Below are 11,054 nucleotides of genomic sequence, written 5' to 3'. Positions count from 1 at the left end.
AAGACCTGCCAAATCGCCAATTAAATCAATGGTCAGCTCGTCCCCGGCTTCATTGGGCGTCAGGACAACTTTATCGATCATTGCTCTAAGGTGTTGTGATGCCTCAGTACGTCGCTCAGAACTGTTGAGCGTTGCCATGACGTTTGAGACTTCCTGCTTGTAGTAGGCGCTCATATTGGGGTGGAAGATCACCTGTTCCTCAGGCTGATTGCTCAGAAGATGTCCCAACTCTTTGAGACGGTCTGAGCGAAGACTGCACGGTCTTTCAGCATCTCTGCTAGCTCACCACCGTCGCAGATCGATTGCACGATCTTTTCTTTCTCGCGTGTGAGCTTGCCCTCAGACTGAAGGAGAAGTGCATCGCTTTAGTCGAGATGGTGTAACGTTTCACACTTATGTCTCTCCCGATCGTGGTTTGCGCGCAACGGCGCATGTCATTGAATTTAAAAACGAAGTACTGCTTATCGATGCTACTTTCTTTCCCGAAACTGGTGCAGAAGTTGCAGATTTGATTAAACATATCGGTAAACCTGTCGCCAAAGCTGTGCTCAGCCATGAACACCCTGATCACTGGAGCGGCACAGTTGCAATGCCGGATGTGCCGTTTGAAACGCTGCCCGCTATTCGGGCTGATGTCGTCAAGGAAGCGGCAGATCGTATTCCAACAAATGATCCCCGGGATCATGTGCGGAACTCTCGTCACTGCGTGAGAATGGCATTCGCGTTGAAAGGTCAAAGACATACAAGGTGGCGGTCCCGTTTGTCAGTCGGCGCCGCCTGCCAATGCATCTCAGGATCAAACCGGATCGACAGAGAACCGCGCCGCTTTAACGCCAAATGATATGGTCGTCCGTTTTTTGTCTTATACCTCGCGGGGAGACCAACGGCTCATGCACCGTTGCTACCTCACTGGTTTCAAATAATGAATCCATCACCTGATTTGTGCAACTAAGACATTATCTATGATGAATGTCATCCGCCCTTTGCGATTTTAAGGACGTATTCGCGCCTACAACCAGATAATAAGAACGGGGTCATGCATCGTCAGGACATAATGTCGGATCACCTGCGAGGTGGTCAATTAGAGTACGTACTCTTGTCGTGAGGTGCCGGTTTTGTGGAAAAAGTGCGGCCACAACATAAGGTGTGACACGGTGCTCTGCAAAAAGCTCTACCAGGTCTCCGGATTTCAAGGCGTCTGCGACTGTGTAGGCCGGGCAGCGCGCGATTGCAGCGCCTGATGCGGCGATACGGGCGGATCCCGCGGGCGTGTTCATTCGAAAGCGTCCGTTCACTTGTACCGCTTCTTCGTGGCCGTCGATGTCAAACCTCCAAACAGTCGGCTCTGTCATATTGCCATCAATAATGCACTCGTGGGTGACCAGCGCGCGTGGGTGGCTGGGCGTTCCCGTTCGTTCCAAATAGGCAGGTGATGCGCAAACGACCAAGGGCATGCGGCCAAGCTGCCGCACTTTTAGCGAACTATCCCGCATCGGCCCTATCCTGATTGCAAGATCGATCCCTTCCTCAACGATCGACACCCGTCGATCTGAGAACCGTAGATCAAGGTCCACGTTTGGGTGTTTCGCTGCAAATAGAGCGAGGGATGGGGCGAGTCGCAATGCGCCAAACCCTGTGGGCGCGGAGATGTGGATCGTGCCACGCAGTGATGCTTGTTCATTTCTGACGCGTTCTTCAAGCTCATCAAATCCGTCGAGAAGGGGGGTGCACAGCGCCAAGTATGTTGCACCTGCATCGGTCAAAGCCACGCTGCGGGTCGTGCGGTTTAGCAATTGCACACCCAGGGTATTTTCCAGATCGGCTACGTATTTACTGACCAGACGCGCGGACCGACCCATCCGCTGCGCTGCGATGGTGAATGACGCGTTTTGTGCGACCAGCGCAAACGCGCGCATACGATCAATTTTGTCCATATTATTGCGCCCTTTCAGGACCTAAAGTTACACCAAAATTGGCAATTATCCTCAATCAACGCAACAAATATGATTGTCTCAGAAAATCGAAAATGATTGGAGACACCCATGTCAAACGCCGTTCGCATTCACCATTTCGCTAAATCAGGTCACGCACATCGCGCCTTGGTGTTCGCAAAACTTGCAGGGATTGCACATGAAGCCGTACCCGTTGACCTTGCTGCTGGCGCGCATAAGTCGCCTGAATTTCTTGCGATGAACCCGAATGGCCAAGTTCCTGTTCTTGAAGATGGCGAAGCAATAGTGTCAGACTCGAATGCGATCCTTGTTTACCTTGCACGTGCTTATGCGCCTGACTGGATGCCAAGCACTGCCATTGGCGAGGCTGAAGTTCAGCGCTGGCTCACACTCGCTGCCGGTGAAATTGCATTTGGCTCATGTGCCGCACGTTTGATCACTGTTTTTGGTGCACCTTTGGATGCCGATTTCGCGATCGCAACTGCTGAGAAAGCGATGCAGAAATTGGAGCAAGGGCTCGAGGGCCGCGAATGGCTGGTCGGTGATCGCCCGACAATCGCTGATGTGGCGACGTACTCGTATACGGCGCATGCGCCAGAAGGGAACGTATCGCTTGAGGCTTATCCTAATGTTCGTGCGTGGCTTGCCCGTTTCGAAGCCTTACCCGGGTTTGAAGCAATGCCAGCAACCGCTGTTGGCCTGGCAGCTGAATAAGTTACGATGACATGACCCCTCAAGCCCCGTACCATCCGTTACCACCAGTTAAGGCCGCAACGGCCGTGGAAAAGGTTCGCTTTTCCGAACATAGCGGTAACAGGTACGGGGCTTACGGCAATGTGAACTGGTAATTGGATGAGCATGGCGACTTGGATCGCCGGTTCTCTGGTATCAATGCGTATCTGCTTGCAAACGCAGACTGGCGAATGCACAGGCTATTTGGGCACCGTCCGAACGATTAATTAAACCCAAACAATTTGGGTCTCTATTCCAACATTCCGGAGCACCAAAAGGCCCGTGAATGCCCCCTAAAAAAGGCGAAAGGATCAGGCAATGACGCAGATACATTGGTCTCATAAGGGCGAGTTGCTGCTGCAAAAGCGGCGCAATACACCCAAAGAGCTCACAGATTCCATTCCGCAATATATCAGCAGTGACATGCCGCAGCAGCACGCGGATTTCTTTGCTGGCCTGTCCTACCTGCCTCTGGCAACGCTCGACCAGCAGGGGCGTCCATGGGTCAGTCTTTTGGTCACGCGCTCGGATCACGACCCAACCGTCGGGATCAAGGTGTTAGGTGGCAATACAACGGATGTGATAGCCCAGACCAATCCCTATGACCCCTTTGCACGTGCTTTGCAGCAAGTGCCTGCCTCTGCGGGTGAAGCACGATTATTTGCAGGCGTTGGTGTTGATTTTAGCAACCGTCGCCGCAACAAAATAGCTGGATCAATTGCGGATGCCTCCGTTGATGAGACAGGAAAAGTCCAGCTTCGGCTTCTGTCTGACCAGCATCTGGGGAATTGTCCGAAATACATCACCGTACGCAACTTGGCACCCACACGGCGCCTGGCTCAGCTGTCATATGACAGCTTTGAGGGTAACGCATCTGTCTTGCCGGCCGAGGCCAAAGCCGTGGTGGATCGCGCCAGCACCGTCTTTTTGGCGACAAAACACACCGCACAGGGCAATACGAATGGCACACAGACCGATATGGGCGTGAACCATCGCGGTGGTGCGCCGGGTTTTACCCGTATCTACGAAGAAACCGACGGGGACGCAGTTACAACCTATCTGGTTTTGCCAGACCATTCCGGCAATCGCTTTTATCAGTCTTTGGGCAATATCGAGACAGACCCTCAGGTCGGGCTCGTATTCCCGGATTTTGCCACGGGCGATGTGTTTTATGTCACGGGAGAGGCCGAGAACCTGCTCGACGATGATGCAGAGGCGCTGATGCCGCGCACTGGCTTACTGACGCGCGTCAAGGTGACGGGGGCGCTTCTGATCAAAGCGGCCCTCAATCTGGAACTCACCTCCGGGGAGCAACTCTCGCCCTACAATCCGCCCGTGAAACTTTTGCGGCGGGAATTAGAGCAGATGGGGCGGGTTCCCAGTGACGACGCGGAAGCGATTTCGGCCACGCTCGTTTCAACTCAAGCTCTCTCGGACAATATCAAAACCTTTAACTTCAAGCTTTCAACGCCTATCTCGGCCCTCTTACCCGGTGGGTTTGGCATCTTTGACTTCTCTGGCCTTCTGGACCGTGGCTACAGCCACATGAACGAGGCCAACCCCCAACTGGTGAACGAGGATTTTGTCCGCACATGGACACTTTCCAGCACGCCAAGGATTGATCCGAATACCAAGACTTTCCGTTCATCTGATCACGTCAGTATCACGGTCAAACGCAAACCGGGCGGATTGATGTCTAACGTACTGCACGACAATGCCGACCAGTTCATCGCGAACAATCTGCCGGTTGCCTTCAAGGGGACTGGCGCCGGGTTTACCTGTTTCTCAGGGGGCTCCGACGGTATGCCCCTAACTCTCCCGCCAAAGATGCTTTGGATCGCAGGCGGAGTTGGCGTTACGCCTTTCATGGCGATGTGGGACGGTATTCTTGAGCTGGCAAAGGCCAACCCAGATCAGGTTTCGACCGACATCGTGCTATTATTTGCAGGGCGAGATGACGATATTAATGTCTTGAGGCACTTTGGATCGCAGCATGGCACGCTTCCGGATCACGTGACGCTTCGCATCCTTGCCCTGCAAAGCGTGAGCGGGTCCGCCTCCATAGCGCGAAGCACTCGGGATGGTTTGCGTGATACGATTTCAGATAGCATACTGAAAATCGAAGAGCGACGCATGGGGATTGATGATATCCGATCCGTTGCAGACCTGAGTGAACGTGAGGTGTTTATGTGTGGACCCGACGGCTTGATGAACAGGAGCGAAACAATGCTTACTGAATTGGAGGTTGAAGAGACACGACGCCATCGTGAGACATTTGTCTTCTAGGTGAAACGCCCGACTAGGAGTGGACTTCGTATCGGTAGCAATATTCGGTATTTTGGCCACTCCCTCCGCTTTCGCTGCGAAAAGTCGCTTATTAAGTGAAAGGTCAAGTTTTCAATGCTTCGAGAAGCCGGTTTTGACTAATTCCAACGGTGTCACGGTCAAATTGCGGCACACGCCCATCGGTTTCAGGTGTGGTTCATAGAGTTGGCCCAGTTACGTGTAGTCGTCGTTTCTGACGATGAATCATCTGTTCTCCTTGAGCTGATTGGAAGTCCTGCTAAGCCCTGAGGGTGATGGAAGCACATTCATAGCTGGTCACGCCACAGGCAACCAAATACGGCTTTAAGGAGGGGCTGATGTGATTTGGTCTATCATGTCCTCACCTATGCGGAAAATGAGTCAGCATAATGAATTTGTGCATGCGACGTGTACAACACTTACCAGTCTGCTGCAGGGAGCTAGACCGTTCCAGAGCCAGATACGACCAAGCATAATCCGTGTCGATGAAATGCGGTCATCACTTCGTGAAGAACAGTTCCCAGCCTTGTACTTCGTATGATTCAAGTGCCCATGATATTGGGTATAGCGTCGGATTGATCGAATGTATCCTCAGCTCGATTTGTGAAACAAAGCCCCATAGCAGCCAAACCACTTGGAAAAAGGGCATTTTTTATTTCATCAGCTTGCAACGCGACACCGTTGGGCCTGGCGGCGATCTGATGACCGCCGCCTTTGGAGATCAGTTCAGGAAGCTTTCGACCACGAGATCGCGTTGTTTCCGACCATCCGGGTCGAGGCCGGTTTTCAGCTTGGTAAACTCTTCCGACCATGCCGACGTGCGAGTACGCAGTGGTGGGTGTTCTGCGTCAATGACTTTCATCACAACTTCGGCCACTTGATCAGCAGTCTGATAAATGTCTGATCCATCCTGACGGTTTTGCGAGCCGCCAACGTATTTTTGCAGCAATGGCAAATAGTCATCGTCCAGCATGCCGCCCGTTTCGGCGACCTGTTTTAGCACATTATTAGAAAATTCTGTGGCGATGCCACCAGGCTCGATGGTTGTAAAGTTGATGCCGAAGCCGGGGGTTACATAACTTGCAAGTGCTTCTGTAAACCCTTCTACTGCGAATTTTGCTCCGCAATAAATTTCGTTAAAAGGTTGTCCCACTAGTCCACCGACGGACGAGATGTTGATGACATGGCCCGATTTCTTAGCGCGCATTTGCGGAAGAACCGCGCGGGTGCAACGTACCACTCCCATGAAATTTACATCCATGACCTGCTGGATTTCGGCATCTCCGGCCTGTTCGATGTTGCGTACAAAACCCGAACCTGCGTTGTTGACCAAGGTATCAATACGGCCATGCTCTTGAATGATTTGCTCAACTGCTGCCGCGATGGTTTCAGGCGACTGCACATCCAACGCCATGACATTGACTACAACGCCGGCTGTCTTTGCAGCCACGTCTAACTCCTCGCGTTTGGCAAGGTTGCGCATGGTTGCGTAAACGATGTGTCCAGCTTTGGCAGCTTGTACTGCAATTGAAATGCCCAGACCCGTTGAAGTGCCTGTGACAAGGATAATTTTGCTCATGTTCGTGTCCTCAGAATAGGAATTGTAAACGCATCTCGGGCCAGCCGAGCAACGGATATTGAAAACCGAAAGTTCGGCTTAAAGTTTGGAAAACTGTGCGTTTGCTTCAGGCGGCGATGGCGCGCCAGATTCTTTGAAACACCAATTCTGTCGTTGCAGTTGATATCGGCTGGTTTGACAAAACGGCGCGGCGGGCCAATTGCATTGCTGGCGCAACTAGAAGAAGCGAGAGGGTCTCAACGTCGATGTCTGCAAGGGTGCCGTCTTTGATCCCTTGTTGAAGCATCTCGCTGATCTCGGCTGTCATCTTAAGCGTTTGCTCTTCTTGCGCTGGCGTCAGAATGCGTGCCGAATTTCCATATTCCAGATATAGAAAATCCGACGGCTGCTTGCCCACAAAGGCGAACATATCAAACCACATGCGGCGGATCATGTCAGCCGAATTGGCTTCGGCTTTTGCACCCATCATCGTCGCGTGGAACTCAGTCTTTATTTCCAGAAAGACCTTTTGAAGCATGTCGTCTTTGTTTGCAAAATGCACATATACTGTGCCAGCCGACACTTTGGCACGTTTGACCACACCAGCAACCGAAGTGGCGCTGAATCCTCGTTCGATGGCTTCTGCAACAACAGCGTTGCGCAGTTTTGAACGTGTTTGATCTTTCGTCAATCGAGGCATCGGCCAGACCTTATCTTACAGCATGGTCAATGCATAGTCGCGAAGACGTAGTTCACCATCTTCTTCGATCAACAACCAGTTGGTAACATTGGTCAGTTTCATCTCTCCGACACCTTTAATGCTACCTTCAAAGTGTACGATGAAACGAACAGCGAAACCATCTTCGGTATGTGTGACCGAAATATTGTGCGGCTTGTGTGTCGCCCAAATCTGTGCGGCGCTGTTACTTTCTAAGTAAGTGCGCAGCTCATCCGCAGATGAAATTTCGACCTCCAACAGGTTTACGTTCAGCGGGCCGTTCGATGTGCGTGCGATCATGGCATCTGCGTCACGCGCATCCGCTGCGGTGAACCACTGGTGCACGAAAGATTTCACATCGTTATCCGAGATCGTACCAATGCGATTATTCTCAATTTTTTGCGAAACATTTTTGTCGGAAACGCTTTCAAACAGGACGGTGTAGTTCTCGATCTTTGGCAGGTGTCCCCCGGGGTCTCGATCCGTCACTTGGTTCAGGCGCACACGCATACGGCTGACGATATCGATATCGCCGAAAGTGCCATCTTTGCGTGCGATCCAAAAGGTGTGCGGCGTGACGATTTCGTAAAGTGTTTCATCTGCGGTTGGGTGGACGAATATCTCTTCGATGTCATGTGCACTGGCAATTGATCCATCTTGAACAGCTTTGTGCAATGGTGCGAATGCTTTGAGTGAAGTGACGGTGGCTTGCGGATAGGTGAACTCGAACGTATCCGGCAGGTTCGGCGAAAGCCGCTCGATCGTGGCACCGTTGTCGAACCGCGCATACCAGTCATAGGCAAATGCTTTCAGCGTGTTTTCGATTAAGCTGTCATTTTGTGCTTGAGGACCTGCGTCATTCGTTTCTGCATAGACAGGAATGATGAAAATGGATGCGGCAATACCTACTGTCGCTACAAGTTTGGTTAATCGCGTCATTGGGTCCCCTTATTAATAATGAATATTCATTATTAATAAGGGGACGTCAGAGTCAATGGAATTCAATTAATTGAATTCGTTGGACTGTTGTGAAGATCAAAAGGATCAATTTTCCGCTGGCTTTGGTTGCGATATTTGAGCAGCGAAATTAGAGAATGGGAGCGTGGGTGCACTCGTTATAAGATACATGTGTCGCGCTTTGAAAAGTCACTCTCGGAATGACCAGGCTTTGTTCAGGCCAAAGGTAACGACGATCAGTACCCCCGTTGTAAGCATTTGAGCTACCGGATAGGGCAACCCGACCGATAAAGTCAGGATGCCCATTAAGACCGTGTTTAGCACGACTGACAGTCCTGCGATCACAAAAAACTTTGGTGCGGTTTTACGGTGTTGGGCGGTGGATTGAAACGTGTAGATACGGTTCAGGATATAGCTGATGATGGCTCCAAACAATGCGCCATATAGCGAAGCTGTTGTCGGCAGCACCTTGGCGCCTTCGACCAAAGCAAACAACACCGCATAATGACAAGTTGTGGCAATCGCACCGACACCGAAAAACGTGATGAGCTGGCGCAGCAAGGAGGAGCGTTTACGGGACATGACAACTTTAAGGGGCCGAAGCTAGCGCCTTGGCTGCGCCAAGCAGGTTTTCACGTGTGAGCAGATTAAACTGGAACTCGACGCGGCTAGACCCGGCAGGGAGAGGAATTGCACGGAACAGATCATCCTGCTTGCTCACCTGTACTTTTTGGCCGTTCACTGTAGCGCTCCAACCAGGATAATGGAAGTCGCGCAGCACCAAGGTTCCGGCAGCTCCGGCCTTAACTTGCAGTGCGATGTGTGTGTTTTCATAGGCCAGTACCGAGATCTCGCGGTCTAATGAGGTGCCTGTATCGGACACGACAGCCACGCGCGGCAGTGCTCGGGTGTTTTCATAGAAATAAGCTGTGCGCCATTTATATTTGGCGGTGCCTATCAGGGTAAAATGATCGCTGTCATATGCTGGGTCGATCTGATGCAGTGGTGCACCACTGATCACATAGCGCAGGCCGAGCTGGTTGGCCAATGGGCTGCTATAGCCTGTCATACGGTCACCGAAATTCCGTTTTAGACTGGCATTGTTCTGCATGTCGGGCGCGATGTGCTGTTCAAATCCTGACAGACGCAGCGGATTGTATCCGAGCAGCCCCTGTGAATGGATGATTTGTGGTAGGTTCTGAACCACCGGGCCGAGCCCGATGATCTCGGTTCGCCAAGGTATCCCAAGCGGGTCGGTCTTATCCAGCAAGGGTAGCATGTGCGCAAAGATTGGATGTTCTTCAGCCCGCTCCAGTACCTGATAGGCCTCGGACGGACGGGCGTTGATGCGCGTGTTAGACGAGTGATAGACTAAATCCGCAGCGACGATCCCAACCAATGCGATTAGGGCCAACTGCCTTTGCTTCCCAGAGCGTTTCGTCAAGGCCATCGCTAGAATGCTGCCCGCAACCACGGCGGTGGGCACGATTAGGCTATTGGCAAAATCGGCCAGCCGATCAAGACTGTATGCCAGCCTGAACATGGCCGCAAACAGTGCAATCAGTGCCAGTATCACCGTGCTGGTCAGCCACAGACTTCGGCTATACGGGCGCATGGCCAGACCCTGTTGAACTAAGGCTCCGGTTAGCAAGGCCAGCGAAAAGCCAAAGATGAACAGGGCATCCGCCGGGCGGCGGAAGAGATCGACGCCGGGGATGGCATCGTACAGCACTCGGAATACCGGCGTATAGCGACCAAGTGCATAGAGCACACAGATAAGACAGGCGATCGTAAAAAAGCGAGCCTCGCCTCGAAGCAGTTGGCGTTTGAGAATACCGAACCATATGATCGCGACCAAAGGCACCATGCCGCAATACATGTGCAGCATCCCACGATGGATCTTTAGTCCTTTTTCACCCCAAATGGTGCTGGGTGGGCCCCAGTGTTTACCCCCGTCCAAACGCAAAGACCCGAAATATTCAGGCAGGACAAAGGAGAATAGCGCTGCCGGGTGCAGCGATTGCCAACTGGCTTGCAGATATGAAAACTCGGGTCGGTTGCTGTCATTGGCCAGTTGCAGAAGTAAAATCACAGGCACAGCAATCAGGACCAGCGCAAGGATGCCGCCGATGGTAATGGGCAGGTGAACCCGCCGCAAGGCGTTCGGACGAGGCTGCTTGAAATCGCTAAACACGGCAGCCAACCAGTAGATAAACAGCAGCCACGCTCCTAGATAAGCCACATGGTTGCGGTCAATCAGCAGCAGCGCCAAAGCGATACCAAAGGCTATGCCGCGCCATGCTCCGCCATGGACCAACACCGCCTTAAGCCGCCATAGCGCGACCGCAAGCCACATATAACTGACAGTCATCAGCATATGTTCAAGCCGCAAGCTTGACGGGCCTGCCATCATGTAGATCAAAGCAGCAATCAGCGAGGCTTCCCACCGCCAGGCACTGATTTTACCGAACCCAAAAATTGCAAATGCACCAACCAGAAGATGCAGCAGATGAATTGCGTCTACCAAGTGCATGCTGGGCGTGGCACTGATAAAGGTGGGGATCCAAAACGTCGGAGTCCAGATCGCTGATTGCGGATCTGCGATCATGGGAAAGCCGCCATAATGATGCGGGCTCCAGCCGAAATCTGCGCCTGAATGCCATGCCTCAGCGACAAAGCGGATCATCGGGTAGAAATGGTTCTTGGCATCATATGGGATGATCCGACCATCTAAAAGCCAAGGCCAGCAGAAGATCCCCCAGATAGCAATGATGGCCAATAGGCAAAAGGCCGTGATACGTCGGTTATTCGTTATCATGAAACCTGCTCAGGA

The 11,054-nt window shown here is 52.2% G+C and carries 8 protein-coding genes and 3 pseudogenes; 3 read left to right on the top strand and 8 right to left on the bottom strand.

Going from position 1 to position 11,054, the window contains the following annotated elements; translation table 11 throughout:
* Positions 1–228 (bottom strand): annotated as a pseudogene (locus BLP79_RS12800) (recombinase family protein); the annotation flags it as partial.
* A gap of 127 nt (positions 229–355) precedes the next feature.
* Between BLP79_RS12800 and BLP79_RS19995 the strand changes: the two are divergent.
* Positions 356–571: pseudogene (locus BLP79_RS19995) on the top strand (MBL fold metallo-hydrolase); the annotation flags it as partial.
* A 179-nt stretch (positions 572–750) separates the two neighbouring features.
* Here BLP79_RS19995 and BLP79_RS19990 read toward each other — a convergent pair.
* Both BLP79_RS19990 and BLP79_RS12790 read right to left on the bottom strand, forming a co-directional pair.
* Positions 751–892, bottom strand: a pseudogene (locus tag BLP79_RS19990) (IS5/IS1182 family transposase); the annotation flags it as partial.
* A 142-nt stretch (positions 893–1,034) separates the two neighbouring features.
* A complete protein-coding gene (locus BLP79_RS12790) occupies positions 1,035–1,934 on the bottom strand; it encodes a LysR family transcriptional regulator (protein ID WP_090219528.1) in 900 nt (299 codons plus the stop codon).
* A 108-nt stretch (positions 1,935–2,042) separates the two neighbouring features.
* Between BLP79_RS12790 and BLP79_RS12785 the strand changes: the two genes are divergently transcribed.
* Complete coding sequence (locus tag BLP79_RS12785; RefSeq protein ID WP_090219526.1) at positions 2,043–2,666, top strand: glutathione S-transferase family protein; 624 nt, start codon at positions 2,043–2,045, stop codon at positions 2,664–2,666.
* A 336-nt stretch (positions 2,667–3,002) separates the two neighbouring features.
* Positions 3,003–4,970: a pyridoxamine 5'-phosphate oxidase family protein gene (locus BLP79_RS12780; protein WP_090219525.1), complete on the top strand. Its 1,968-nt coding sequence runs from the start codon at positions 3,003–3,005 to the stop codon at positions 4,968–4,970.
* Positions 4,971–5,709: 739 nt separating this feature from the next.
* On the opposite strand, the gene BLP79_RS12775 is transcribed toward BLP79_RS12780, so the two are convergent.
* The 5 genes from BLP79_RS12775 to BLP79_RS12755 all read right to left on the bottom strand — a co-directional run bounded on the left by BLP79_RS12775 (position 5,710) and on the right by BLP79_RS12755 (position 11,039).
* Positions 5,710–6,567 (bottom strand): SDR family oxidoreductase, encoded by an 858-nt coding sequence (locus tag BLP79_RS12775; protein ID WP_090219523.1) that lies wholly within the window; start codon positions 6,565–6,567, stop codon positions 5,710–5,712.
* Positions 6,568–6,673: 106 nt separating this feature from the next.
* Positions 6,674–7,246: a TetR/AcrR family transcriptional regulator gene (locus BLP79_RS12770; RefSeq protein WP_090219522.1), complete on the bottom strand. Its 573-nt coding sequence runs from the start codon at positions 7,244–7,246 to the stop codon at positions 6,674–6,676.
* A gap of 15 nt (positions 7,247–7,261) precedes the next feature.
* Complete coding sequence (locus tag BLP79_RS19840) at positions 7,262–8,203, bottom strand: P-loop NTPase family protein (protein WP_090219520.1); 942 nt, start codon at positions 8,201–8,203, stop codon at positions 7,262–7,264.
* A 207-nt stretch (positions 8,204–8,410) separates the two neighbouring features.
* On the bottom strand, positions 8,411–8,803 hold the full coding sequence (locus BLP79_RS12760; protein WP_090219519.1) for a GtrA family protein: 393 nt from the start codon (positions 8,801–8,803) through the stop codon (positions 8,411–8,413).
* A 7-nt stretch (positions 8,804–8,810) separates the two neighbouring features.
* Complete coding sequence (locus BLP79_RS12755; protein WP_090219518.1) at positions 8,811–11,039, bottom strand: glycosyltransferase family protein; 2,229 nt, start codon at positions 11,037–11,039, stop codon at positions 8,811–8,813.
* Between the last annotated feature and the right edge of the window lie 15 nt (positions 11,040–11,054).

It is taken from the genome of Epibacterium ulvae, assembly GCF_900102795.1.
Taxonomy (GTDB): domain Bacteria; phylum Pseudomonadota; class Alphaproteobacteria; order Rhodobacterales; family Rhodobacteraceae; genus Epibacterium; species Epibacterium ulvae.
Note: the sequence above shows the minus strand (reverse complement) of the source record. Positions and strands in the feature narration are given on the sequence as shown.

Excerpts from the sequence above, each read along its gene's own strand:
- BLP79_RS12755 (WP_090219518.1), bottom strand. The coding sequence starts at position 11,039 with ATGATAACGAATAACCGACGTATCACGGCCTTTTGCCTATTGGCCATC.
- BLP79_RS12790 (WP_090219528.1), bottom strand. The coding sequence starts at position 1,934 with ATGGACAAAATTGATCGTATGCGCGCGTTTGCGCTGGTCGCACAAAAC.
- BLP79_RS19840 (WP_090219520.1), bottom strand. The coding sequence starts at position 8,203 with ATGACGCGATTAACCAAACTTGTAGCGACAGTAGGTATTGCCGCATCC.
- BLP79_RS12770 (WP_090219522.1), bottom strand. The coding sequence starts at position 7,246 with ATGCCTCGATTGACGAAAGATCAAACACGTTCAAAACTGCGCAACGCT.
- BLP79_RS12785 (WP_090219526.1), top strand. The coding sequence starts at position 2,043 with ATGTCAAACGCCGTTCGCATTCACCATTTCGCTAAATCAGGTCACGCA.
- BLP79_RS12760 (WP_090219519.1), bottom strand. The coding sequence starts at position 8,803 with ATGTCCCGTAAACGCTCCTCCTTGCTGCGCCAGCTCATCACGTTTTTC.
- BLP79_RS12780 (WP_090219525.1), top strand. The coding sequence starts at position 3,003 with ATGACGCAGATACATTGGTCTCATAAGGGCGAGTTGCTGCTGCAAAAG.
- BLP79_RS12775 (WP_090219523.1), bottom strand. The coding sequence starts at position 6,567 with ATGAGCAAAATTATCCTTGTCACAGGCACTTCAACGGGTCTGGGCATT.